The sequence below is a fragment of the Aeromonas sp. DSM 116730 genome, from assembly GCF_046581335.1.
Lineage (GTDB): Bacteria > Pseudomonadota > Gammaproteobacteria > Enterobacterales > Aeromonadaceae > Aeromonas > Aeromonas rivipollensis.
In genome coordinates this window covers 2,586,184-2,611,327 of the sequence record NZ_CP144265.1, presented here as the reverse complement: position 1 = coordinate 2,611,327, position 25,144 = coordinate 2,586,184, and the positions used below count along the sequence as shown (strand labels likewise).

At 63.5% G+C, this 25,144-nt stretch carries 22 protein-coding genes; 14 read left to right on the top strand and 8 right to left on the bottom strand.

Going from position 1 to position 25,144, the window contains the following annotated elements; translation table 11 throughout:
- The first annotated feature begins 44 nt into the window (after window positions 1-44).
- The 4 genes from Aeroheme_RS11910 to purF all read left to right on the top strand — a co-directional run bounded on the left by Aeroheme_RS11910 (window position 45) and on the right by purF (window position 5,182).
- Window positions 45-1,382 carry a replication-associated recombination protein A gene (locus Aeroheme_RS11910; RefSeq protein WP_411165898.1) on the top strand — a complete coding sequence of 446 codons (1,338 nt, stop codon included), beginning with the start codon at window positions 45-47 and terminating at the stop codon, window positions 1,380-1,382.
- 287 nt (window positions 1,383-1,669) lie between these two features.
- On the top strand, window positions 1,670-2,965 hold the full coding sequence (serS, locus tag Aeroheme_RS11905; RefSeq protein ID WP_106886969.1) for a serine--tRNA ligase: 1,296 nt from the start codon (window positions 1,670-1,672) through the stop codon (window positions 2,963-2,965).
- A 186-nt stretch (window positions 2,966-3,151) separates the two neighbouring features.
- The gene (locus Aeroheme_RS11900) at window positions 3,152-3,643 is read left to right on the top strand and encodes a CvpA family protein (RefSeq protein ID WP_106886968.1); all 492 of its coding nucleotides are present in this window, start codon (window positions 3,152-3,154) and stop codon (window positions 3,641-3,643) included.
- 18 nt (window positions 3,644-3,661) lie between these two features.
- Entirely contained in the window at window positions 3,662-5,182 is a 1,521-nt protein-coding gene (gene purF, locus Aeroheme_RS11895; protein WP_025326767.1) for an amidophosphoribosyltransferase, read from the top strand.
- A gap of 106 nt (window positions 5,183-5,288) precedes the next feature.
- Here purF and Aeroheme_RS11890 read toward each other — a convergent pair whose 3' ends face one another.
- Complete coding sequence (locus Aeroheme_RS11890) at window positions 5,289-6,719, bottom strand: 6-phospho-beta-glucosidase (RefSeq protein WP_411165897.1); 1,431 nt, start codon at window positions 6,717-6,719, stop codon at window positions 5,289-5,291.
- 31 nt (window positions 6,720-6,750) lie between these two features.
- A complete protein-coding gene (ascF, locus tag Aeroheme_RS11885) occupies window positions 6,751-8,205 on the bottom strand; it encodes a PTS cellobiose/arbutin/salicin transporter subunit IIBC (RefSeq protein ID WP_393935650.1) in 1,455 nt (484 codons plus the stop codon).
- A 253-nt stretch (window positions 8,206-8,458) separates the two neighbouring features.
- Here ascF and Aeroheme_RS11880 point away from each other — a divergent pair, with 253 nt between their 5' ends.
- Together Aeroheme_RS11880 and miaE are read left to right on the top strand one after the other, a co-directional pair.
- A complete protein-coding gene (locus Aeroheme_RS11880; RefSeq protein ID WP_411165896.1) occupies window positions 8,459-9,469 on the top strand; it encodes a LacI family DNA-binding transcriptional regulator in 1,011 nt (336 codons plus the stop codon).
- A 128-nt stretch (window positions 9,470-9,597) separates the two neighbouring features.
- On the top strand, window positions 9,598-10,356 hold the full coding sequence (gene miaE, locus Aeroheme_RS11875; protein ID WP_234690610.1) for a tRNA isopentenyl-2-thiomethyl-A-37 hydroxylase MiaE: 759 nt from the start codon (window positions 9,598-9,600) through the stop codon (window positions 10,354-10,356).
- 145 nt (window positions 10,357-10,501) lie between these two features.
- On the opposite strand, the gene Aeroheme_RS11870 is transcribed toward miaE, so the two are convergent.
- The 6 genes from Aeroheme_RS11870 to pspF all read right to left on the bottom strand — a co-directional run bounded on the left by Aeroheme_RS11870 (window position 10,502) and on the right by pspF (window position 17,775).
- Window positions 10,502-11,287: an ATP-binding cassette domain-containing protein gene (locus tag Aeroheme_RS11870; protein WP_111910994.1), complete on the bottom strand. Its 786-nt coding sequence runs from the start codon at window positions 11,285-11,287 to the stop codon at window positions 10,502-10,504.
- Window positions 11,288-11,423: 136 nt separating this feature from the next.
- Entirely contained in the window at window positions 11,424-12,422 is a 999-nt protein-coding gene (locus tag Aeroheme_RS11865; RefSeq protein ID WP_005325353.1) for an oligopeptide/dipeptide ABC transporter ATP-binding protein, read from the bottom strand.
- Window positions 12,423-12,632: 210 nt separating this feature from the next.
- Window positions 12,633-13,526 (bottom strand): ABC transporter permease subunit, encoded by an 894-nt coding sequence (locus Aeroheme_RS11860; protein ID WP_005325348.1) that lies wholly within the window; start codon window positions 13,524-13,526, stop codon window positions 12,633-12,635.
- A 314-nt stretch (window positions 13,527-13,840) separates the two neighbouring features.
- Window positions 13,841-14,800 carry an ABC transporter permease gene (locus tag Aeroheme_RS11855; RefSeq protein WP_163155166.1) on the bottom strand — a complete coding sequence of 320 codons (960 nt, stop codon included), beginning with the start codon at window positions 14,798-14,800 and terminating at the stop codon, window positions 13,841-13,843.
- Between the two features lie 76 nt (window positions 14,801-14,876).
- Window positions 14,877-16,472 carry an ABC transporter substrate-binding protein SapA gene (gene sapA / locus Aeroheme_RS11850; protein WP_411167240.1) on the bottom strand — a complete coding sequence of 532 codons (1,596 nt, stop codon included), beginning with the start codon at window positions 16,470-16,472 and terminating at the stop codon, window positions 14,877-14,879.
- A gap of 259 nt (window positions 16,473-16,731) precedes the next feature.
- Window positions 16,732-17,775 (bottom strand): phage shock protein operon transcriptional activator, encoded by a 1,044-nt coding sequence (pspF, locus tag Aeroheme_RS11845; protein WP_411165895.1) that lies wholly within the window; start codon window positions 17,773-17,775, stop codon window positions 16,732-16,734.
- A 195-nt stretch (window positions 17,776-17,970) separates the two neighbouring features.
- Here pspF and pspA point away from each other — a divergent pair, with 195 nt between their 5' ends.
- The 8 genes from pspA (at window position 17,971) to tyrR (ending at window position 25,018) form a co-directional block, all read left to right on the top strand.
- Window positions 17,971-18,648, top strand: a complete 678-nt coding sequence (gene pspA, locus Aeroheme_RS11840) for a phage shock protein PspA (RefSeq protein WP_411165894.1) — start codon at window positions 17,971-17,973, stop codon at window positions 18,646-18,648.
- Between the two features lie 3 nt (window positions 18,649-18,651).
- Window positions 18,652-18,888, top strand: a complete 237-nt coding sequence (gene pspB / locus Aeroheme_RS11835; RefSeq protein ID WP_106886960.1) for an envelope stress response membrane protein PspB — start codon at window positions 18,652-18,654, stop codon at window positions 18,886-18,888.
- Between the two features lie 94 nt (window positions 18,889-18,982).
- Complete coding sequence (gene pspC / locus Aeroheme_RS11830; protein WP_106886959.1) at window positions 18,983-19,384, top strand: envelope stress response membrane protein PspC; 402 nt, start codon at window positions 18,983-18,985, stop codon at window positions 19,382-19,384.
- A gap of 76 nt (window positions 19,385-19,460) precedes the next feature.
- Window positions 19,461-20,867 carry a YcjX family protein gene (locus Aeroheme_RS11825; RefSeq protein WP_408817403.1) on the top strand — a complete coding sequence of 469 codons (1,407 nt, stop codon included), beginning with the start codon at window positions 19,461-19,463 and terminating at the stop codon, window positions 20,865-20,867.
- 30 nt (window positions 20,868-20,897) lie between these two features.
- A complete protein-coding gene (locus Aeroheme_RS11820) occupies window positions 20,898-21,929 on the top strand; it encodes a YcjF family protein (RefSeq protein ID WP_408817405.1) in 1,032 nt (343 codons plus the stop codon).
- A gap of 221 nt (window positions 21,930-22,150) precedes the next feature.
- Window positions 22,151-22,945, top strand: a complete 795-nt coding sequence (phhA, locus tag Aeroheme_RS11815; protein WP_408817408.1) for a phenylalanine 4-monooxygenase — start codon at window positions 22,151-22,153, stop codon at window positions 22,943-22,945.
- 40 nt (window positions 22,946-22,985) lie between these two features.
- The gene (locus tag Aeroheme_RS11810) at window positions 22,986-23,324 is read left to right on the top strand and encodes a 4a-hydroxytetrahydrobiopterin dehydratase (protein WP_163149019.1); all 339 of its coding nucleotides are present in this window, start codon (window positions 22,986-22,988) and stop codon (window positions 23,322-23,324) included.
- 146 nt (window positions 23,325-23,470) lie between these two features.
- Window positions 23,471-25,018, top strand: a complete 1,548-nt coding sequence (gene tyrR, locus Aeroheme_RS11805) for a transcriptional regulator TyrR (RefSeq protein ID WP_106886955.1) — start codon at window positions 23,471-23,473, stop codon at window positions 25,016-25,018.
- The last annotated feature ends 126 nt before the right edge of the window (window positions 25,019-25,144 follow it).

Sequence of the window (25,144 nt, the reverse complement as noted above, 5' to 3'; positions counted from 1 at the left end):
CCGTCTGTCAACGGCGACGGGCGTGACGCCGGGGGTCAATACAGATGAGTAACTTGTCGCTTGATTTCTCGTCGGACTTTCGTCCGCTGGCGGCCAGGATGCGGCCGCAGAACCTGGATCAATACATTGGCCAGCAGCACATCCTGGGGGCCGACAAGCCCCTGCGCAAGGCGATCCTGGCGGGGCACTGCCACTCCATGATCCTGTGGGGGCCGCCCGGTACCGGCAAGACCACCCTCGCCGAGCTGATGGCCCACTACTGCCAGGCCGAGGTGGAGCGGCTCTCCGCGGTCACCTCCGGCATCAAGGAGATCCGCGCCGCCATCGACAAGGCGAAGGAGAACAGCTGGCGCGGGGTGCGCACCATCCTCTTCGTGGACGAGGTGCACCGCTTCAACAAGAGCCAGCAGGATGTGTTCCTGCCCCACATCGAAGACGGCACCATCACCTTCATCGGCGCCACCACCGAAAACCCCTCGTTCGAACTCAACAACGCACTGCTCTCCCGGGCCCGGGTCTACCTGCTGAAAAGGCTTGAGGAAGACGACATCCTCGCCATGCTCGATCAGGCGATGCAGGATCCGCGCGGTCTCAATGACCCTAACCTCACCTTTGCCCCCGGAGTGAAGGCGGCGCTGGCCAAAGCCGTGGATGGAGACGGGCGCAAGTCCCTCAACTACCTGGAGCTGTTGGCCGACATGGCCGAGGCCAATGGGACAGGGGAGAGGGTGATCGACAGCGCCCTGCTCGCCGCCGTGGTGGGGGAGCACGTGGCACGTTTTGACAAGGGCGGGGATCACTTCTACGACCTCATCTCGGCGGTGCACAAGTCCATTCGCGGCTCGGCGCCGGATGCGGCCCTCTACTGGTATGCCCGCATGGTGAGTGCCGGTTGCGATCCCCTCTATATTGCCCGCCGCTTGCTGGCGATTGCCTCGGAAGATGTGGGCAACGCCGATCCCCGCGCCATGCAGGTGGCGCTGTCAGCCTGGGACTGCTTCCACCGCATAGGCCCGGCGGAAGGGGAGCGGGCCATCGCCCAGGCCATCGTCTACCTCGCCTGCGCCCCCAAGAGCAATGCGGTCTACACCGCCTGGAAGGCGGCGCTCAATGACGCCAAAAACCTGCCGGACTTCGAGGTGCCGCCGCACCTGCGCAACGCGCCGACCAAGTTGATGAGCGAGCTCGGCTATGGTGCCGAGTACCGCTATGCCCACGATGAACCCGGCGCCTATGCCGCCGGCGAGGAGTACTTCCCGCCTGAATTGGCTGGCAAGCACTACTACCAGCCCACCGAACGGGGTCTCGAGAAGCAGATCGCCCAGAAGCTCGACTATCTGCGCGAGCTGGACCGCCAAAGCCCGCGCCAAAGAGAGAAGTAAGGGCGCCTTGCCCGGGCAGCATGGCGATAGCTCGGATCGGCGAAGATAAGCCTGCCGATGCCGTCAAACTTGGCAAAAACGACAGCAATACGCCCTGTTCGGGCGGGGGGGCGGTCTGCTACACTGCCCCTCTGACCCCGCTTGTCTTGGCCTTGCACCATCTTCTTGATTTAGAAGGCCCGATTCCGAAGACATAGGGGTGCGCCAACCGATGTTAACTTCCGGATCTGTTTTCTCGCCAGGGCGGATGACCCAGGCCCAGATCCCATTAAAAAAGTAGGTAAACCATGCTGGATCCCAAATATCTGCGCAGCGATATCGAAGAGGCCGCCGCTCGTCTGGCTGCACGTGGCTACACGCTGGACGTAGCGGCTGTCAACGCTCTGGAAGAGAAACGCAAGGATCTGCAGTCCCGTACCCAGGAGCTGCAGGCCGAGCGCAACGCCCGCTCCAAGTCCATCGGTGAGGCTGCCCGTCGCGGCGAAGATGTGGCTCCCCTCAAGGCCGAGGTGACCAAGATCAACGACGAGCTGGAGACCAGCAAGGTCGCGCTCGAGGCACTGCTGGCCGACATCAAGGCCATCTCCGACGCCATCCCCAACCTGCCGAGTGACAGCACCCCGGTGGGCCGCGACGAGAACGACAACGTGATCGTTCGCCACTGGGGTACCCCGCGCGAATTCAGCTTCCCGGTGCGCGATCACATCGATCTCGGTGAAGCGGCCAAGGGCGTGGACTTCAAGAACGGCGTCAAGCTCTCCGGTGCCCGCTTCGTGGTGATGAAGGGTCAGATTGCCCGCCTGCACCGCGCCCTGGCGCAGTTCATGCTGGACCTGCACACCCTGCAGCACGGCTACACCGAATGCTACGTGCCCTACCTGGTGAACCCGGACAGCCTGTACGGCACCGGCCAGCTGCCCAAGTTCTCCCAGGACCTGTTCAACACAGGTATCGAGGGCGAAGGGGAAGACGAGGGCAAGGTGCGCAAGTTCTCACTGATCCCGACCTCCGAAGTGCCGCTCACCAACATGGCCCGCGACGAGATCTTCGACGAGCAGGAACTGCCCATCAAGATGACGGCCCACAGCCCCTGCTTCCGCTCCGAAGCCGGCTCTTATGGCCGTGACACCCGGGGTCTCATCCGAATGCACCAGTTCGACAAAGTCGAGATGGTCCAGCTGGTGCACCCGGAAAAGTCCTGGGATGCGCTGGAAGAGATGGTGGGTCACGCCGAGAAGGTGCTGCAACTGCTGGAGCTGCCGTATCGCGTGATGGCGCTCTGTACCGGTGACATGGGCTTCTGCGCCGCCAAGACCTACGATCTGGAAGTCTGGCTGCCGGCCCAGAACACCTACCGCGAGATCTCCTCCGTCTCCAACTGCACCGACTTCCAGGCGCGCCGCATGCAGGCCCGCGTGCGTGTCGATGGCAAGCCGCAGCTGCTGCACACCCTGAACGGCTCCGGCCTGGCGGTGGGCCGCACCCTGGTGGCGGTGATCGAAAACTACCAGCAGGAAGACGGCCGCATCGCCATCCCGGCGGCGCTGCAGTCCTACATGGGCGGCCTGACCCACATAGGGTAAGCGCCTCTTGCTGAACACAACGCCATGGCCATGCCATGGCGTTGTGCATTTGGGCGCCAGTCGCCCCCCGGCAGGGGAGAGGAGCGTCTCCTTCGGCGCTCCATTGAACCTTTAACACATTTTTATCAAGCATTGCGCAATCGTTTTTGTTAGACTGCGCCGCAATTTCGCAGGACATCTTTTTCTATGGTCTGGATTGATTACGCCATCATCGGCATCGTCGGTTTCTCTGCCCTCATCAGCCTGGTGCGCGGCTTCCTGAAGGAAGCCATGTCCCTCGTCACCTGGTTCGTCGCCTTTTTCATTGCCAGCCATTTCTATCCCGATCTCGCCATCTACTTCACCTCCTTCTCCGACGCCATGGTGCGCAACGGCCTGGCCATCGCCGCCCTCTTCGTGGCGACCCTGATCCTGGGGAGCGTGGTCAACTACGTGGTGGGCCTGCTGGTGGAAAAGACGGGACTCTCCGGCACGGATCGGGTGCTGGGGGTCTGTTTTGGCGCCATTCGCGGGGTACTGATCGTCAGTGCCCTGCTGTTTTTTATGGATACCTTCACCAGCCTCTCCCAGAGCGACTGGTGGGTGGCGTCCAGACTGGTTCCCGAGTTCAAGCCGGTGATCCAGTGGTTTTTCGGGTTCATGCTGAACTCGTCCAGTTTTCTTCAACAGGTACAGTGACTTCGAGGTAGCAAAGACATGTGCGGTATTGTCGGTATAGTTGGCACCACCCCCGTCAATCAGGCCCTCTACGACGCCTTGACGGTGTTGCAGCACAGGGGACAGGATGCCGCCGGGATCGTGACCATTGACAGTGGAAACTTCCGGCAACGCAAGGCCAACGGCCTGGTGAAGGATGTGTTTGAAGTGCGCCACATGCAGCGACTGAAGGGGCATATCGGCATAGGACATGTCAGATATCCCACCGCAGGCAGCTCCAGTGCCGCTGAAGCCCAACCTTTTTACGTGAACTCTCCCTACGGCATGGTGCTGGCCCATAACGGCAACCTCACCAACGCCAAGGATCTCAAGGAGCAGCAGTTCAAGGTGGCCCGCCGCCACATCAACACCACCTCGGATTCCGAAGTGCTGCTGAACGTGCTGGCCCACGAGCTGGATCTGTGCGACAAGATGGCGCTGCGGCCGGAGGATATCTTCTCTGCGGTGCGCAAGGTGCACCAGCAGATCCGCGGCGCCTATGCCGTGGTCTCCCTGGTGATCGGCCACGGCCTCATCGGTTTCCGCGATCCCAACGGCATTCGCCCGCTGATCCTGGGTCGTCGCGTCGACGATCAGGGCCAGGTGGAGTACATGCTCGCCTCCGAGAGCGTGGCGCTGGACGCCATCGGTTTCGAGACGGTGCGTGACGTCGCCCCGGGCGAGGCCATCTACATCACAGAGCAGGGCCAGCTGTTCTCCGAGCAGTGTGCGGAGAACCCCCAGATGAGCTCCTGCATCTTCGAGTACGTCTACTTCGCCCGTCCCGATTCGTGCATCGACAAGGTCTCCGTCTACGCCGCCCGCCTCAACATGGGTCGCAAGCTGGGCAAGAAGATTGCACGGGAGTGGGAAGATCTCGACGTGGACGTGGTCATCCCCATCCCCGAGACCTCCTGCGACGTGGCGCTGGAAATCGCCCATACCCTGGGCCTGCCTTACCGTCAGGGCTTCGTGAAGAACCGCTACATAGGCCGTACCTTCATCATGCCGGGCCAGACCCAGCGCAAGAAGTCGGTGCGTCGCAAGCTCAACGCCATCAGCTCCGAATTCAAGGGCAAGAAGGTGTTGCTGGTGGATGACTCCATCGTCCGTGGCACCACCTCGGAGCAGATCATCCAGATGGCCCGTGAAGCGGGGGCGGCCAAGGTCTATTTCGCCTCGGCTGCACCAGAAATTCGCTTCCCCAACGTCTACGGCATCGACATGCCCACCGCCAACGAGCTGATCGCCCATGGCCGTGAAGTGGAAGAGGTGTGCAAGCTGATCGGCGCCGATGGCCTGATCTTCCAGGATCTGGAAGATCTGGAAGAGGCGGTGCGGGAGATCAACCCCGAGCTGCGCCACTTCGAGACCTCGGTGTTCAATGGCCACTACGTGACCTCGGACGTGGATCAGGGGTATCTGGACCACCTGAACGCCCTGCGCAGCGACGACAACAAGGCGGTGCGCGAGTGGCAGGAAGGGACCAGCAACCTGGAGATCTTCAACGAAGGCAGTTAAACGTTTTCCGATTGCCGTCGACATGAAACAGAGATGGGGGCCCAGGCCCCCATCTCTGTTTTCGTCTCTGTCTCAGGCCGCCGCCCTCATCGGGGGGCGGCCCTCGTCACGCCAGATCTTCCCCGTTGCTGGCGATCACCTTTTGGTACCACCAGAACGACTTCTTGCGCCTGCGCGCCAGGGTGCCCCGGCCGGCATCGTCCCTGTCCACGTGGACGAAGCCGTAGCGCTTGCTCATCTCGCCGGTGGAGGCGGAGACCAGATCGATGCAGCCCCAGCTGGTGTAGCCCAAGAGCGGCACCCCGTCGGCGATGGCATCCCCCATGGCGCTGATGTGCGCGCGCAGGTAGTCGATGCGATAGTCGTCCTCTATTTCGCCAGCGGCATTGATCTCGTCCATGGCCCCCAGGCCGTTCTCCACCAGGAACAGCGGCTTCTGGTAGCGGTCGTACAGGCTGTTCATGGTGATGCGAAGGCCGAGCGGGTCTATGCCCCAACCCCATTGGCTCACTTCAATGTGGGGGTTGCGCAGGGACTTGACCACGTTGGCGGCGCTGGTGTTGCCCGCGTTCATGTCGGCCGAGGCGCAGCGGGAGGCGTAGTAGCTGAAGGAGACGAAGTCGACGCTGTGTTTGAGGATCTCATCATCCTCCGGCGCCTTGACGAGCTGGATCCCCTTCTCGCGAAACAGGCTGGCGGCATAGGCCGGGTAGGCCCCCCGGGCCTGCACATCGATAAACAGCAGGTTCTCCCGCTCCTTTTGGAGCGCAGCCCAGACATCTTCCGGCTTGCAGGAGTAGGGGTAGAAGCTGCCCCCCGCCAGCATGCAGCCCACCTGGTTGTGCGGGTTGACCTCGTGGGCTATTTGGGTCGCCAGAGCGCTCGCCACCAGCTCGTGGTGGGCGGCCTGGTATTTGACCTGCTCCCTCTCTTCCCCTTCCTCGAACACCAGCCCGGCGCCGGAGAAGGGGCTGTGCAGCAGGATATTGATCTCGTTGAAGGTGAGCCAGTACTTCACCAGACCGTCAAATTGCTCGAAACAGGTGCGCGCATAGCGGGTGAAGAAGGTCACCATCTGGCGATTGCGCCAGGAGCCGTACTCCACCACCAGGTGCATGGGCACGTCGAAGTGGCACAGGGTCACCAGGGGCTCGATGCCGTACTTGCGGCACTCCTCGAACAGCGCCCGGTAGAAGGCGATGCCCTCGGGATTGGGTTCGGCCTCGTCGCCCTTGGGATAGAGCCGGCTCCAGGCGATGGAGGTGCGAAACACGGTGAAGCCCATCTCGGCCATCAGGGCGATGTCTTCCTTGTAGCGGTGATAGAAATCTATGGCCTCGTGGCTTGGGTAGAACTCGTCATCCCGCAGGGTGAAGCGCTTCTCCTGGCCGAGTTTGACCGCCATGCGGTTGGCGCCATGGGGGATCATGTCGACCGTGGTCAGCCCCTTGCCCCCCTCGAGATGGGCCCCTTCCGCCTGGTTGGCGGCCAGGGCGCCGCCCCAGAGGAAGCCTTGGGGAAATCTTGCTAACGACATTGGTTACCTCTTGTCATGTCTGATGGGGGAGTCACGCGCCGGCGGTGGCCTGCGTCTGGCTGGCCGCGACGGGCTGGGGTGCGGCGCTCTCGCCGGGTACCTCCACAGGTATGTCTTCAAAGCCCATCAGCAGGGTCAGCACGAAGGAGAGCACCACCGAGAGTGCCATCACGGCGAACACCCAGGCGATACTCATGGGGTTGGCCGGATCGAAGAACTGCACGCTGGTGAAGAGACCCGGTGCCGCCATGGAGTGGCTGGCGAGCCCGGCCATGCCCGCCACGGCGCCGCAGATGAAACCGCTGATGAGGCTGGCGATGAGGGGCCGCTTCAGTCGCAGGGCCACCCCGTAGAGGGCGGGCTCGGAGATCCCCGCCATGATGGCGGAGGCGGCGGCCGCCAACGCGGTCTGGCGCAGCTCGGGGTTCTTGGTACGCCAGGCCACCGCCAGGGAGGAGCCCCCCAGGGAGAGGTTGGCGCCTATCTCGGAGGGCATCACCATGCCTTCCTTGCCGGTCTCGGCGATGGTCTGGATGATGGTCGGGGTGAAGACGCGGTGCATGCCGGTCATCACCAGCAGGGGCCAGAGCGCGCCCATGATGGCCACCGACAGCCAGCCCAGGTAGTCGTGAACCGTGTAGACCAGGCCCGAGATGGCGGTGCCAATCCAGATGCCGATGGGACCGATGAGCAGGATGGCGAGCGGCGCCGCGATCAGCACTATCAGCATGGGCTTCAAGAAGTTCTTGGTCACCGCCGGGGTGACGCGATCGACCCAGCGCTCTATGTAGGAGAGGCACCAGGTCATGACCAGGGCCGGGATCACTGTGTAGGTGTATTTCACCGCGGTGACCGGGATCAGGGCGAAGGTCACCTGCTCCCCCTCGGCGGCCCTGGCCATCAGCTCGATGAAGCTGGGGTGCACCAGCACCCCGGCGATGGCGATGGCGAGCGACATATTGGTCTTGAACTTGACGGCGGCGGAGGCGGCCACCATCAGGGGCAGGAAGAAGAAGGCGCCGTCACCGGCCACAGTGAGTATGGTGAGGGTCGAGGATCCTTTCTCCAGCACCCCTGTCATCTCCAGCACCATGGCCAGCAGCTTGAGCATGGAGCCGCCGATGATGGCCGGAATGAGGGGCGACATGGTGCCGATCAGGGCGTCCAGAATGGCGGCGCCCAGGCGGCGCAGGCTGAAACCTGGCTTGGCCGCCGGCACGTCTCCCTGTGCACCTTCCGGCAACTGGGCAAGCACCTCGCGATAGGCGTGGGAGACCATGTTGCCGATGATCACCTGGCACTGGTTATCACTGCTGACCACCCCAAGTACCCCGGCAGTGGCCTTGAGCGTTGGACTGTCCACCAGGGTGGGGTCTTGCAGCACGAAACGCAGGCGCGTCATGCAGTGGGTCACGGCGACTATGTTGCCGGTTCCGCCGAGGGCCGTGATGACCTTGCCGGCCAGGGCCGCGTAGTTCTTTGACATCTAGTCGTATCCTTTTTACCAAATGAGGCCTGTCGAACCCCGTCATTGACGACGGGAAGAACGGGAATGAAACTGCATTGTGGAACCGGTTCCACATAGCATGCTCAGTTTCATGCTCACAGACAAGACGGTCGCACCGCCATTGTGCAGAAGCGTGAATGGGATCACTGAAAGAGGGGGCCTGCGCCCATTCTCGTTAGCACAAGCGGGTCCCGTGCAGTACACTGCGGCCCGTCGAGAAGAGGGGAAGACGATGACGACTATGCTGGAGGTGGCGAAGCGGGCAGGGGTGTCGAAGGCGACTGTCTCCCGGGTGCTGTCGGGCAATGGCTATACCAGTCAGGAGACCCGGGATCGGGTGTTCCAGGCCATAGAGGAGAGCGGCTATCGCCCCAACCTGCTGGCGAGGCAGCTGGCCACCAAAAACACCCAGACTCTGGGCCTGGTGGTGACCAATACCCTCTATCACGGCGTCTATTTCAGCGAGCTGCTCTCCCACGCGGCGCGGTTGACCGAAGATCGGGGCCGGCAGCTGATCCTGGCCGACGGCAAGCACAGCGCCGAGGAGGAGCGACAGGCCATCCAGTACCTGCTCGACTCCCGCTGTGACGGCGTCATCATCTACCCGCGTTTTCTCAGCGTCGAGGAGATGGACGAGATCATCGAGCAGCACTCCCAGCCCATCATGGTGCTCAACCGGCGGCTGCGCCGACACCCGGCGCACTGCGTCTACTCCGATCAGCAGGCGGCCGCCGCGGCCGTGGTGGACAGGCTGATCGGGATGGGGCACAGGGACATCGCCTTCATCACAGGCTCGGCGGATTCCCCCACCGGTATGGAGCGCCTCGCCGGCTACCGCGAGGCCCTTGCCCGGCACGGCATTCCCGTGCGAGAGGCACTGATCGCCCCCGGCAAGTGGACCCCCGCCTGCGGCGCGGCCGGGGTCTCGACCCTGCTGGCGCGCGGGGTGAGCTTCAGTGCCCTGATCGCCAGCAACGATGACATGGCGATCGGTGCCATCAAGCAGTTGCACGAGTGCGGCCTGTCGGTGCCGGAGCAGGTCTCTGTGGTGGGGTTCGACGACATCGCCCTGGCTCCCTATGTCATTCCTTCGCTGGCCAGCGTCAAGATGCCGGTGACCGAGATGATCCAGGAGACCATCAGCCGGCTGATCACCATGGTGGAGGAGGGGGAAGCCGGTGAGCTGCCCTCTTTCAGCGGCAAGCTGGTCCGGCGCGATTCCCTCAAGCGCCTGCTGGAGTGAGGCCGCCTCTGCGCTGGGCAGGCGGGTCGGGATCCGTTAGCATGGGCCCCCTTCGCGGGCTTCGCCCGCCGTATCAAGCCGCATCAATATATGCCAATCAAGACTAACCAGAGAGTACAAGAGTTCAGATGGATGACCTGCTAGCCCCCGTTCGCCAATTCCTGCATTGTGAGACCCCGGATGAGTGGGTGGAGATGGCGCGGGATCCCGCCCAGTTGCCGACCCTGCTCATCGATCACGCCAACTGCGAGAACAAGGCCGCCCTGACGGCCCACAGCCTGGTGCGCCGCTACTGCCTGCCCAAGGAGAAGCGCCACCTGCTGCCCAAGCTTGAATTTTACCGTGAGCTGGATGCCATCCCCGAGAAGGCCGAGATCCTCGGCAAACGCACCATGGGGGAGTCCGACAGAAGCGTGTTCGCCGAGCTCGAGCGCAATCCCCTGCTGTTTCCCATGGTGCGGCTCATCCAGGAGGAGCTGCACCACTTCGAGCAGGTGCTGGAGATAATGCAGGCCCGCGGCATCCCCTACGGGCCCGTCACCGCCTCCCGCTATGCCCGCAGCCTGCTGGCCCACGTGCGTACCTACGAGCCGGCGGCCGTGGTGGACAAGATGATCATCGGCGCCTACATAGAGGCGCGCTCCTGCGAGCGCTTTGCGAAGATTGCCCCCCACCTGGACGAGGAGCTGGGTCGCTTCTATGTCTCCCTGCTGCGATCGGAGGCACGCCACTACCAGGACTACCTGGCACTGGCGGAGCAATATGCGGGGGAGGATATCGGCGAGCGGGTCGCCTATTTTGGCCGGATTGAAGCCGAGCTTATCTGCTCGCCGGATCCGCAGTTCAGGTTCCATAGCGGCCTGCCTGTCAGATCTGACAGTTGTTGACCCCAGAGGGGCTGCCTACTATCTCGGTGTTCCTACTACGAGCGACGCAATCACTTTTTTGAGCGCAATCCCCCGGCGACTGATGCGACATCAGGCCGGGTTTTTTTATGCCCGGCCCATGGGCCGGAGGGGGAACGGCTGGGGATCAGCGGCGATATTCGTTGTTGTAGTTCTGGATGAGGCGGCGGGTCACGTCGTGCTGGGGATCGGCAAACACCTTGAGGGTCTTGCCGCGCTCCACCACCCGGCCCTCGTGCATCACCAGCACCTCGTCGCTGATGTGGCTGACGATGCCCAGATCGTTGGCCACCAGCACATAGCTCAGCCCCGTGGTCTCCTGCATCTCCAGCAGCAGGTTGATGATCTGGGAGCGCACCGAGATGTCCAGGGTCGAGAGCGCCTCGTCGGCCACCACTATCTTGGGATTGAGGATGAGCGCCCGCGCCAGCCCCACCCGCTGCTGCTGACCGGCGGAGAGCATCTGGGGGTAGAAGAGTGCGTGATCCGCCAGCATGCCCACCATGCGCAGGGTCTGGACCACCTTCTCCCGGCGCTCCTCCTCGCTCAGGGCCGTGTTGAGGCGCAGCGGCGTCTCCAGGATCTGGCCGACCCGGATCTTGCGGTTGAGCGAGGTATTGGGGTCCTGGAAGATCATCCGCAGCAGCTTGCAGCGGGTCTGATAGTCACCGTGAACCAGGGGCTGCCCCTCGATGGCGATCTCGCCGCCGCTCGGCTCTATCATGCCAGCCAGGATCCGCGCCAGGGTGCTCTTGCCAGAGCCCGCCTCCCCGACGATGGCCAGGGTCTGGCCCACACCGAGATCAAACGACAGGGGCTTGATGGCCTCCACCGCCTGGCGCCGGAACAGGCCGGTGCGGTTCTGATAGGTCTTGCACAGGCCCCTGACCTGCAACAGGGCGGGTTCGATCACAGGCTGGGCTCCTTTATGGCGGTATTCAGGGTCAGGCTCATTTCTTCGATTTTTCCATGTTCAGCGGGAAGTGGCAGCTGGGAAATGGATGTCCCTTGGCCTTGCTGATGGGACATGGAGTGGTGATGACTCGGGTTCATTTCTTCGGCTCTTCCATGTTCAAGGGGAAGTGGCAGCTAAATTGGTGTCCCTTGACCTTGCTCATCAGCGGGGTCTGCACGCACTGCTTCTGGGCGTAGGGGCAGCGGGGGCCGAGGCGGCAGCCGATGGGCAGGTGCTGCAGAGGGGGGATCACCCCGGGCAGGGTCTCGAGCCGGGACTTGTGGCGCACCAGCTTGTCAAAGTCGGGAATGGACTTGAGCAGGGCGTCCGTATAGGGGTGGCGGGGGGATTCGAGGATCTGATCCCGGGTGCCCACTTCCACCATCTGGCCGCAGTACATGATGTTGATGGTGTCGGTCAGGTTGGCGATGGCGGCGATGTCGTTGCTGATGATGAGGATGGTGGTGTTGCCCAGCTTGTTCATCTTGTCCAGCAGCCGCAGGATCTGGGAGTGGGTGGTGGACTCCATGGCGCTGGTGGGCTCGTCCGCCACCAGCAGCCGCGGCTGGTTGGCGATGGCCATGGCGATCATCACCTTCTGGCACATGCCATCCGACAGCTCGTGGGGATAGGCCCGCATCACCTTGCGGTGATCCTTGACGCCGACTCTGTGCAGCAGGGCGATGGCCCGCTTCTTGCGCCACTGGAAGCGCTGCCAGAACTTGCCGGCGAAGGCGCTGGTGGGGATGGCCTCCTCGAGCTGGGTGCCTATCTCCTCGGAGGGGTCGAGGCAGCTGATGGGATCCTGGAAGATCATGGCGATCTCCCGGCCCATGATGCGGCGTCGCTCCTTGGGGGCCATGGTCAGCAAGTCCATGTCGTTGAAGCGCATCCGGTCGGCGCGCACCGTCCAGTTGTCCTTCTGGATGCCGACGATCACCTTGGCCACCAGGCTCTTGCCCGAGCCCGATTCTCCTACCAGGCCGCGGATCTCCCCCTCGTTCAGGGTCAGGCTGACCCTGTCCACCGCCTTGACCTTGCCCTGGGGGGTGTCGATCTCTATGGTCAGGTTGCGTATGTCGAGCAAGGGCATCAGTGGCGCTCCTCATGAGGGTGTGGCAGGGCGTGCTGCATCTGGGCCATGCCGTCCTTGATGGTATAGAGCCGCAGTATCATCAATCGTTCCCCTCTTTGAGCGCTTCGCGAATGCCTTCACCCACCAGCGATGGGTTAACCAGCACGCCGTACAGGAATGGGCGGAGAACAAGGGTGAGCATGCCTATCTTCGGCACAGAACATTGCATCAATCGTTCCCCTCTTTGAGCGCTTCGCGGATCCCTTCACCCACCAGGTTAGTCACCAGCACGCTGAACAAAATGGCCATGCCCGGCAGGGTCACTGTCCAGGGGGCCAGATAGATGAGATCGCTCGAATCGGCCAGCATGGCGCCCCACTCCGGCTGGGGTGACTGGGCCCCGAGGCCGAGAAAGCCCACCGCCGAGATATCCAGGATGGCGGCAGAGAGGGTCCGGGTGGTCTGAGTCACTAGGGTTTCCACTATGTTCGGCAGTATGGCGAGGCGCATGATCCGCAAGGGGGGTGAACCGTCGAGGCGGCTCGCGATGATGTACTCCTTCTGCATCTCGGCGTGGACGGCGTTGTAGGTCGCCCGGATGAAGGGGGGGATCAGCGCCAGCGTGATAGCGATCAGGGTGTTGAACAGCCCTGGCCCCAGGATGGCGACCACTATGATGGCCAGCAGCAGGGAGGGGATGGAGAGCAGGGTATCGAGCAGGTGATGGAGCACGCTCGACTTCACCCCCTTGCTCATGCCGCCGAGGATGCCGATGGCGGAGCCGACGAGGAGCGCTATCACCACCACCAGCAAGGCGTTGCCGAAGGTGAGGCGGGCCCCCACCACGAGGCGGGAGAGGATGTCGCGGCCCAGATCGTCGGTGCCGAGGAAGTAGTCTATGTTCCCCGTGCTGGCCCAGGAGGGGGCTAGCAGCAGGCGGCCGCTGTGCTGATCATCGATGCCGTAGGGCACCACCAAGGGGCCCACCAGGGTGATGAGCAGCAGCAGGCCGAAGCACCAGAGGCCGCCCATGGCCAGCGGATTGCGGCGGTAGGAGGCCCAGGTCTGCTCCAGGGGGGAGAGGATCTTGAGCTCCGGATAGATGTTCGATTTATCGTGCATGATGCAGGCTCCAGCCCTGGCCATGAGCGGGGTCAGTCTTGTTTTGCATGGTGTTCTTTACGCCGTGGCGGACAAGGGGGGCGCACATGCGGCCGCAAGCCCAATCAGTCCTGTTTTGCATAGCGTTCATTGCATCGTGCCGGATACAGCATGAAGGCGGTGAGCAGCGCGAGGCCGACATGCAGGCGTGTGTGCCGCTGTGGGCGTACTCAGTCTTGTTTTGCATAGAGTTCTTTGCGCCGTGCCGGATACAGCATGAAGGCGGTGAGCAGCGCGAGGCCGACATGCTGGCGTGCGTGCCGCTGTGGGCATACTCAGTCTTGTTTTGCATAGAGTTCTTTGCGCCGTGCCGGATACATTATGGTGGTCAGCAACTCGGTGCTGACGCTGATGAAGATGACGAAGCTGGCCACCACCAGGAAGGCGCCGCGGATGGCGGCATAGTCCTGAAGCGCTATGCTGCTCACCAGCCAGCGACCGATCCCGGGCCAGTCGAACACCACCTCGGTGATCATGGCGGAGGTGAGCACGCTGCCGAGTTGCAGGCCGAGCAGGGGCAGCACGGGGGGCAGGGCATTCTTGAGGCCGTGGCGCCAGACGATCTGGCGGCGGGAGAGACCGCGGCTGGCGGCGGCCTTGATGTAGTTCTGCTTCATCACGTCGATGAGGGAGCTGCGCACGTGGCGGATCACCTCGGTGGTGGGCACCACGGCCAGCACCAGGGACGGCAGCACCAGGTGGCGCAGGGCGTCATGGAGTGCCGCCTCGCGCCAGGGCTCCTGGCTCATCAGCACGTCGACGATGGCGATCCCCGTGATGGAGGGAACGTCGTAGAGCAGGCTGATCTGGCCCGAAGAGGGCAGCCAGCCGAGATCCAGGGAGAAGAACATCACCATCAGCAGCGCCAGCCAGAAGACGGGCACGGCGTAGCCGATGAGGCCGGCGGCCATGATGGAGAGATCCAGGCCACGCCCCTGATAGAGGGCCGCCAGGGTCCCGAGCGGGATCCCCACCAGCAGCGAGATGGCAAAGGCCGCGAGACAGAGGGTCAGGGTCGCCGGGAAGTAGTGACGGATCTCGTCCAGCACCGGCAGGCCGGAGACGCTGGAGAAGCCGAAATCTCCGGCGGCGATGCGCTGCAGGAAGTCCGGGTAGCCGTGCCAGAAGTCCAGCACCTGGCCGATGAGGCGAAACTCCAGCAGGTAGGCCCCCATGGTCAGCACCAGCAGGGTGATCACCAGCAATGTGATGCGACGCAGAATATAAAAAAACATGCTTATGCCTCCGCGCAGGGGTGCGTCGATGGGAAGGGAGGCCAGATGCCACCGATGGGATGGATGCCCGCCATGTTCACTCCCGATAGGCCTGGTTGAAGGTGGTGCCGCCAAAGGGCATCAGGGTCAGTCCCTGAATGTCACTGCGGCTCACCTGGGTGCGCAGGGCATGGGCCAGCGGGATGAGCGGCAGCTGTTCGTTGAGCAGCGACTGGGCATAGTAATAGTTGCGCAGGCGGAAGGCGAGTTGCGGTGTGGTCACAGCGTCGTCCAGCAGCTGATCGAAGGCGGGGCTGCACCAGCGGCTGTAGTTGTTGCCCCGCTCGACGGCGGCGCAGCTCAGCAGCTGGCGGAAGAAGTTGTCCGGATCCGCGTTATCGGCGATCCAGCCGGAGAGCAGGCTGTCATATTGCCCGTGGGCGAGCCGGGTCTCGATGACCGGCCAGGCCTGCTGCACTATCTTGAGCTTCACCCCTATCTTGGCGAGATCGCTGCGCATCAGCTGGGCCGTCTTGAGACCATCCGGGTTGTAGGGGCGGGCGCCGGGCTGCACCAGCACCTGCATCTCGAACCCTTGCGGGTAGCCGGCATCCCTGAGCAACTGACGGGCGAGCTTCAGATCGGGCTTGCGCTGGGTCAGGGAGGGGTTGTAGCCCCAGGAGAGCGGCGGCAGCAGGCTGGCGGCAGGCTGACCCGTCTCGAAATAGACCGCCTGCAGCAGGTTTTGCACGTTGATGGCACTGGCCAGCGCCTGGCGCACCTGCACCTTGTTGAAGGGGGCCTTGCGGGTATTGAGGGCGAGGAAGGCGACGTTCATGCCCGACTGCACCGACAGATTGAGGTGGGAGTCCTTGTCTATCACCGACAGCTGGCTGGCGGAGGGGGTGCTCATCACATCGCACTCGCCGGTCAGCAGCTTGGCGAGCCGCTTGGACGACTTGGGGGTGATGTCGTAGATGAGCTGCTCAATCTTCGCTTCGCCGCCCCAGTAGCCGGGGTGGCGCAGGTAGCGCACGAACTCGTTGTGACGGTACTCCTTGAAACTGAAGGGCCCTGTGCCTATGGGGCGGCTGTCCAGCAGCTCGGGGGTGCCAGCCTTGTCCATCTGCTCGCCATATTCAGCCGAGAGCACTATGGCGTAGTCACTGGCCAGGGTCGCGAGGAAGGAGGCATCCGGCCGGTTCAGCTCGAACACCACCTCATTGGGGCCCTTCTTGTAGACCCGCTTGATGAGGCTGCTTAGCCCCAGGCTGTGAAAATAGGGGTACTCGCCACCCGAGATGCTGTGGAAGGGGTGGTGCTCGTCCAGCAGGCGATGATAGGTGAAGAGCACGTCGTCGGCGTTGAAGTGGCGCGTCGGATTGAACCAGGGGGTGCGATGGAAGGTCACGCCCTTGCGCAGGGTCAGGGTATAGGAGAGGCCGTCCTCGCTGCTGCGCCAGTGGGTGGCCAGGCCCCCCTCGATGCTGAGGGTATTGGCATTGACCTCGAGCAGGCGATCGTAGAGCGGGCGGGCGCTGGCATCCAGGGTCGCCTCGGAATTGGCAAGCTGCGGGTTGAAGGATCTGGGCGCCCCGTCGGCACAATAGATGAGCCCGGTCCTGGAGGCATCGTCTTGTTTCTGACAGCCGGTGACCAGTACCAGGAGGCCGAGCAGCAGTGGTGTGAGCATTCTCATGTTGGAACCATGTTTTCAGACAGAGTTGCCCGCCAGAGGGCGGGCGCGTTGCGGGATCCTGCCGGGCAGGGCGTCCCATCGGGGTGTGCGAACATTCCCCTCGTCAATTCCCTCGAGCAGCGGGTATTTACCAGGCATGTCTCGACGGGGGTGGTGGCAGAGGGTCAGTCGTTGTCCGCATTGCCATTGTTGTCATCCCCCTCGAGCAGCTGGTATTTGCACAGCATGCTTCGGAACGGGTGGTGGCAGAGGGTCAGTCGTTGTCCATGTTGCCATTGTTGTCATCCCCTTCGAGCAGCTGGTATTTGCGCAGCATGCCCCTGAACTGGTGGTAGCTCAGGGTCAGCAATTGGGCGGCTTTGCGCTGATTATACTGGGATTGCTGCATCGCTTGCTTGAGTAAATTAATCTCGTATTCCGCGACCGCCCCCTTGAGATCCAGTGGCAGGCTCATGGCCTGGGTGCCGCTTGCCGAGGTCGCCTCGGTGGTGACCGGGGACGGGCTGCCGGTACGGGGGCGCCAGGGGGAGTCGAAGGGGTTGATCACCAGCTCCGAGAGCGGCAACTGCGGATTGCCCTGACGGTAGAGGCTGCGCTCCACCACGTTCTTGAGCTCCCGCACGTTGCCGGGCCAGGGGTAATCTTGCAGCAACTGGGTCGCCTTGCGAGAGAAGCCGGCAAACAGCGGATACCCCAGCTCCCGGGTCATGCCGTGGGCGAAGTGCTCCGCCAGCATCAGGATATCTTCTCGCCGCTCCCGCAGCGGGGGCAGGGTGATGACGTCGAAGGCCAGCCGGTCCAGCAGATCGTGACGAAACTGCCCCCGGGCCGCCAGCTGCGGCAGATCCTCGTTGGTGGCGCACACCAGGCGCACATCCACCTTGAGTGCCTTGGCGCCGCCCACCCGCTCGAATTCACCGTACTCTATGACCCGCAGCAGCTTCTCCTGCACCCGGGCGCTGGTGGTGGCCAGCTCGTCGAGGAACAGGGTGCCGCCATCGGCCCGCTCGAAGCGACCCTGATGACGCTTGGCGGCGCCGGTGAAGGATCCCGCCTCGTGGCCGAACAGCTCGGTTTCCAGCAGGCTCTCGCTCAAGGTGGCGCAGTTGATGGTGACAAAGCTTTGATCCCAGCGATCCGAGAGATAATGTAGGCGGTGGGCGATGAGCTCCTTGCCGGTCCCCCGCTCGCCGATGATCAGCACGGGTTTGCGCAGGGGGGCGAGTCGCGAGGCCTGCTCGATGATCTCTAGAAACGCGTTGGACTCACCCAACAGACTTTCCGTGGCCGTGGTCATCCTGATCCCTGTTCGTTGAAAAATCTGGTTAATCTTACCAAAAGTTGGTTATTTTAATCATCTCTTGTTCCGGGCGTCTTGAAACTCATGGAGAGTGCCCATATAAATCAACAAGTTAATTATTGTTCCAGATTGGCACACAAGTTGCCATTGTCAATGGAGAAACAACCCAATGCCCATCACAGGAGTACAACCATGAGTATTTTTTCCCGCCTGGCCGACATCATCAATTCCAATCTGACGTCCCTGCTCGACAAGGCCGAGGATCCCCAGAAGATGGTGCGCCTGATCATCCAGGAGATGGAAGATGAACTGGTGAAGGAGCGCTCCAACCTGGCCCGCTTCCTCGCTAACCAGAAAGAGATCGGCCGTCAGGTCAGCCGCCATCAGGAGCGGGTGAACGAATGGCAGGCCAAGGCCGAGCTGGCCCTGACCAAGGGGCGCGAGGATCTGGCCCGTGCCGCCCTCATCGAGAAGAACAAGCAGAGCGAGCTTGCCGAGGCGCTCTATCGCGAGCAGCAGGCGGTGGACTGCGGCATCGACAAGCTGGGCGACGAGATCCGCCAGCTGGAAGCCAAGCTCGAAGACGCCCGTGCCCGCCAGAAGGCGATGGCCATTCGCAGCGAGGCCGCCAGCAGCCGTTTGAACGTGCAAAGCCAGGTGGCCCGTGGCGACAGCCAGGCCGTGGTCAGCAAGTTCGAGCGGATGGAGCGCCGCATCGACGAGATGGAAGCCCGCGCCGATCTCGGCCAGTCCGACAAGGCGCTGGCCCAGCAGTTTGCCGAGCTGGAAGCGGACGATCAGATCAGCCGCGAGCTCGAGGCCATGCGCCAGAAGCTCGGCCAGAGCGACACCGCCTCGAAAGGAGAGTGATGAATGGAAGACATTCTTGGGATATTGGCGACGCCACTCATCGTCTTCATGGTCATAGTGGCCCCCATCTGGCTGGTGCTGCACTATCGCGCCAAGGGCCGGATCGGTGCGGGTCTCGCCGACAATGAGCGGGAGCAGTTGCAGGGCCTGCTGGTCCGTGCCGAGAAGATGCAGGAGAGAGTCGGGGCACTGGAATCCATTCTGGATGCCGAGGTCCCCGGTTGGAGGAACAAGGTATGAATGCCATCTATGGCTGCCATGGCGTGAGGTCTGCGTCGGTCGGTACACAGGGTTTCATTGCGGATGCTGAAGTCTCTGGCTGGAGGAACAAGGTATGAGCGCCTCGAACAACTCTCGCAATCTCTACCGGGATCCCCAGAAGGGCAAGATAGCCGGCGTCTGCGCCGGCCTTGCCGACTACTTCGGGGTGGAGACCTGGATAGTGCGGCTGCTGGCCATCACAGGCCTCATCTTCGCCGGTTTCATCACCTTCACCGCCTACATTGCCGCCTGGTTCCTGCTCGACAAGAAGCCGGTCACCCTCTACGGGGAGCAGGAGGCGGATTTTGCCGAGGTGCGCATGAAGGCGCGCAGCTGGCAGGCGGGGGTCACCCCCCATCAGGCGCTCGGCCGCATCGCCCAGGAGCTCGACACGCTCGAGCCCAGACTGCAACGCATCGAGAAGCTGGTGACCTCCAAGGAGTTCACCCTGCAGCGCGAGTTCAGCAAGCTCTGAGTACCGTACGGGCGCGGGGCCCTGGCCCCGGCCCTTATCCCCATGGTTCGGCTGTGACAGGAGAAAAAGACCCGCCTTGATACGCAACAAACTCGAACAGTCATGGTCTGTGCTGCAGCACAAGGCCTTTGAGGTGGTGAACCGGGCTCGGGATCGCCACATCCGGCTGGCGGTCACCGGCCTGTCCCGCAGCGGCAAGACCGCCTTCATCACGGCGTTGGTCAATCAGCTGGAGCACGCCGCCATCGACGGTCGTCTGCCCCTGTGGGATGCCCAGCGCCAGGGGCGGATCCTCGGCGCCCGCCGGGTTCCCCAGCAAAATGCCCACATTCCCACCTTCCCCTACGAGCGGGGCCTAGACGCCCTGTTCGGCGAGCCCCCTGCCTGGCCCGAGCCGACACGTGGGGTGGCCGAGGTGCGCCTGGAAATCCGCTACCGCACCCGCCACCCCTTGCGCCGGCACTTGGGGGAGATCTCCACCCTCTATGTGGATCTGGTGGACTACCCCGGCGAGTGGCTGCTGGACTTGCCGCTGCTGGATCTCGACTACGAGCAGTGGAGCGAGCAGGTGGCAAACCAGTTGCGTCGCCCCGAGCTGCAGGCCCTGGCCGCCGACTGGCTGACCCCCGGCTGGCAGGCCGAGCAAGCCTTCGAGGAGCGGCCGGCGAGCCAGCTGGCGGAGCGTTACACCGACTATCTGCACGCCTGCAAGCGCGAGCTGGGGCTGCACCTTATCCAGCCGGGCCGTTTCGTGTTGCCGGGGGAGTATGCCGGGGCGCCGCTGCTGCAATTCGTGCCCTGGGTCTGGGACAAACCCGCCCAGGAGCCCGCCGATGGCAGCCTCTACGCCACCTTCAAACAGCGCTTCGAGCAGTACAAGCAGCACCTGGTGCAGGGCTTCTACGAGCAGCACTTCGCAGGCTTCGATCGCCAGATAGTGCTGGTGGACTGCCTGGCGCCCCTCAACGCCGGGGCCGCCAGCTTTGGCGACATGCAGCAGGCCATAGCCCGCATCATGGAGAGCTTCGCCTATGGCAAGAGCAACTGGTGGCGCCGCCTGTTCTCCCCGCGCATCGACAAGCTGCTGTTCGTGGCGAGCAAGGCCGATCACGTCACCCCGGAGCAGCATGGGCCCCTGGTCTCCCTGCTCCAGCATCTGGTGAGCAGCGGCCGGGGCCAGGCCCGCTTCGAGGGGATAGAGACCGAATGCCTGGCGCTGGCCGCCATCAAGGCCACAGAGGTGGGCAAGGGGCAGGCCAATGGCCGCGAGTTCCCGGCCATCCGTGGCACCAGCCTGGCAGGGGAGCCGCTCTTGCTCTTCCCGGGGGAGGTACCGCCCCAGATACCGCCTGCCCTGTGGTGGCAAAGCCAAGGTTTTGATTTTCAGGCATTTCGCCCCATGCCCATGAGCGCCCATCAGGCGCTGCCCCATATCCGGCTGGACGCGGCACTGGAGTTCTTGCTCGGGGATCACCTCGAATAACCGGCGCCGCACCAAGGAGCAGAGAACAAGATGAACGATCAGACAACACAGAAGGTGCCGCTGCAAGGCAAGGTGATCCTGGAGCCGACCCTGTCGGTGGCGAGCGAAGCGCCGCCCCCGGCCCCGGCCCAGCGGCTGGAAGAAGAGAGCTTCGAGCGACTCGAGGAGCTCGATGAGTTCACCGAGGTAGCCCCGGCCCTGACGGTGCGGCCCCGTCGCCGCCATCGCCTCTTGGGCTGGGGACTGGGGGCGGTCGGCCTGCTCTCTCTGGGCCAGTTTGGCGCCTTCCTCTACGACCAGTTTCTCACCACCCCGCTATGGGGCGGCGCCTGGCTGCTGGCTTCTGGCCTGGTGGCGGTCGGCACGGCCGGGGTGGTCGGGCGCGAGTGGCTGCGGCTGCGCACCCTCAAGCGGCGCCAGGATGTGCGCTCCCGGGCCGAAGATCTGCTGGCCCATCAGGGGGTAGGGCAGGGGCAGGCATTCTGCGAGGCCCTGGCCGAGAAGAGTGGCGACAAGGGGCGGGAGGGGTATCGCAACTGGCTCAGCCAGCTCGATAAGAGCCACAGCGATCGGGAGGTGCTGACCCTCTACAGCCAGCTGGTGCTCGGCGAGCGGGACAAGCTCGCCCAGGCCAGGGTCGCCAAATGGTCGGGGGAGGCCGCCGTGCTGGTGGCCCTGAGCCCGCTCGCCACCGTCGACATGATGCTGATGCTGTGGCGCAATCTGCGGATGATAGAGGACATCGCCGATGTCTACGCCATCGAGCTTGGCTACTGGAGCCGCATTCGCCTCATCCGCCAGGTGTTTCGCAACATGCTCTATGCCGGCGCCACCGAGCTGGTGACAGAGGTGGGCATGGATCTGCTGGGGGCCGAGCTCACCGCCAAGCTCTCCGCCCGCGCCGCGCAAGGGGTGGGGGCCGGCCTGCTCACCGCCCGCCTGGGGCTGCGCACCATAGAGGCGTGCCGCCCGCTGCCCTGGTGTGCGGACGAGAAACCCAGGCTAGGTGAGCTGCGCAAACGGCTTATCGGCCAGCTGGCGGGCTATCTTCGCAAGTCATAGGGGCCATTCAAGGGCTGTGATCTCCCTGCCTGAGCCATCCCCGGGCGGCTTGCCTCATCCACGGCAGCGCCCCAGGAAAGCACATCGAGATGTCACAAATTATTTACATCTGTGGCAGTCAGCCGACCTCGGGGTCGGCTGCTTTTTTGATGGGCAAGCCGTTACAGTGATCCTGAAGAGCAACGACAAGGGGCCTTTAGGGGCCGAAGATGGCAGGGATCATGGCAAGTAGCTACACAGCACACCAACCGGACGATCAGGGCTGCATCCACTACTCGGAGGAAGAGCAGGGGACCTGGCAGATCCTGATCGCGCGCCAGCTCGCGGCGCTCGAGGGCAAGGCCTGCGACGCATACCTGGCGGGGCTGGATAGGCTGGCACTGCCCCGGGATCGTATCCCGCAACTGGGGGAGATCAACGCCGCCCTGAGCCCCACCACCGGCTGGTCGGTGGCCGCCGTGCCCGCGCTCATCTCCTTCGATCGCTTCTTTGCCCTGCTGGCGGATCGCCAGTTCCCGGTGGCCACCTTCATCCGCCGCCGGGACGAGCTCGACTACCTGCAAGAGCCCGACATCTTCCACGAGATCTTCGGCCACTGCGCCATGCTGACCAATCCCGCCTTCGCCCACTTCACCCACCTCTATGGCCAGCTCGGGCTGAACGCCAGCAAGGAGGAGCGGGTCTATCTGGCGCGGCTCTACTGGTTCACCGTGGAGTTTGGTCTCCTGCAGGAGGGGGAGGGGCTGCGCATCTACGGGGGCGGCATCCTCTCCTCCATCGGCGAGACTGCCTATGCCCTTTCCGGCAAGCCGGTGCTGCAACCCTTCGATCTGCTGGAGGTGCTGCGCACCCCTTATCGCATCGACATCATGCAGCCCGTCTATTTCGTGCTGCCAAGCCTGGATTGCCTCTACCGCCTGGGGCCGCAGCAGATCATGGCGGCGGTGGCCGAGGCCCGTCGCCTTGGCCTGCGTCCGCCCCGCTTTGCCCCGGCCTCTGGCCGGCAGGCGAGCTGACCCCGTTTCCAACCCATTCCATTGATGAAAGGAGTCCCGAATGTCTGAACTGGCAAATCAGCGGTGCGAAGCGTGCCGCGCCGATGCCCCCAGGGTGACCGAGCAGGAGCTGAGCGAGCTGATGCACGCCATCCCCGACTGGCAGCCCCTGGTGGTGAACGGCGAGCTGCAACTGAGGCGAGAATTTGCCTTTCGCAACTTCAAGGAGGCGCTGGCCTTCACCAACCGGTTGGGCGAGCTGGCGGAGGTCGAGTTCCACCATCCGGCGATCTTGCTCGAGTGGGGCAGGGTGACAGTGAGCTGGTGGACCCACAAGATAGGAGGATTACATCGCAACGACTTCATCATGGCGGCACGCACGGACGAGCTGCTGAGCTGAGATCCTGCGCCTCTGCATCTCCATTGAGAGGGCCTGCCCGGTGAAAACGGGGCGGGCCCGCATTTTTATGGGGGAGCGCTCGCACTGGCGGGATCGAGTCTGTATCATCCGGCTATTCAGAATGTTAGCTAGGAAGTGTGTGCCGAATGCGTCTTGAAGTCAGCTGTGAAGACCGTCTGGGCCTGACCCGGGAACTGCTCGACCGACTGGTGGAGCACAACATCGATCTGCGCGGCATCGAAATCGATACCTCAGGCATCATCTATCTCAATTTCCCCGAGCTGGAGTTTCGCGATTTCCAGCATCTGATGCCGGAGATCCGCCGCATTCCCGGCGTCTATGACGTCAAGACCATCCCCTATATGCCCTCCGAGCGGGAGCATCACGAGATAGAGGCCCTGCTCAAGGCGCTGCCGGATCTGGTCTTCTCCCTCGACAGCAAGGGGCGGGTGACCCAGGCCAACCAGGCCGCCCTCACCACGCTGGCGCTGCCGCCGGAAGAGGTGCGCGGGGTGGCGCTCGGCTCCCTGGTCAAGGGCTTCTCCTTCGCCCGCTGGCTGGAGGCGAGCGAGATCAAGCCCCAGACCTGCAAACTCAGCCTCGGCGGCGAGGAGTACCTCGGCGATCTGATGCCGCTGTTCGTGGCCGAGGAGAAGGGCAAACAGGCCCTGGCCGGCGCCGTTGTGGTGCTCAAATCCGCCCGCCGGGTCGGCATGCACTTCAGCGCGCTGCACGCGGTGGAAGTCGGGGGCTTCGAGCACCTGCAGGCCGAGAGCCAGAAGATGAAGGAGGTGCTGGCCCAGGCCGCCAAGCTCGCGATGCAGGATGCCCCCTTGCTCATCGTGGGCGAGACCGGCACCGGCAAGGAGTTGCTGGCCCGCGCCTGCCACGGCGCCAGCCTGAGATCCAGCCATCCCTTCATGGCGCTCAACTGCGCCGCCATGCCGGACAACGTGGCCGAGAGCGAGCTGTTTGGCTACGCCCCCGGCGCCTTTGGCAACAACACCGAGGGCAAGCGCGGTGTGCTGGAGCTGGCGAGCGGCGGCACCCTGATGCTGGACGAGATAGGCGACATGTCCCCCCATCTGCAGACCAAGTTCCTGCGGGTGTTGCAAGACGGCGTCTTCCGTCGGGTCGGGGACGAGCAGGAGGTGAGGGTCAACGTGCGCTTCATCTGCACCACCCAGAAGCAGTTGCTGGATCTGGTGCACGAAGGCAAGTTCCGGGAAGATCTCTACTACCGCCTCAACGTGCTGAGTCTGGCGCTGCCCCCCCTGCGCGAGCGCAAGGCGGACATCATGGCCCTGGCACAGCAGTTCGTCTCCCGCTTCGCGAGCGAGTTGCAGCGCCCACGCCCGCGCTTTACCCGCAACATGGCCGAGTACCTGACCGCCTACCGCTGGCCCGGCAACGTGCGCCAGCTGCGCAACTGCCTCTACCGGGCCATGACGTTGCTGGAAGGGGACGAAATAGGCCCCGAGCACGTGGACCTGCCGGTGGCGGCCGACGCCATGCCCCTTATCGACGAGTGGTTCGAGGGGGGGCTCGACGAGGCGGTGAAGCGCTTCGAGAGCCGGCTGCTGGAGCGGCTCTACCCGGCCTTCCCCTCTACCCGCCAGTTGGCCAAGCGGCTCGGGGTCTCCCACACCGCCATCGCCAACAAGCTGCGTGAATATGGGATTGGCAAAAAGTAACCCTGAAGGCGTGCCCCCGGGGCGCCCGTCCTGGTCTGTGGCGTTGTGCTCGCTGCGTCGGCCGCTGACGCAGCCGATGCCAGTACGGATAGGCAGCCGCTGGGCGGCTGATAAGCTCGGTGCGAC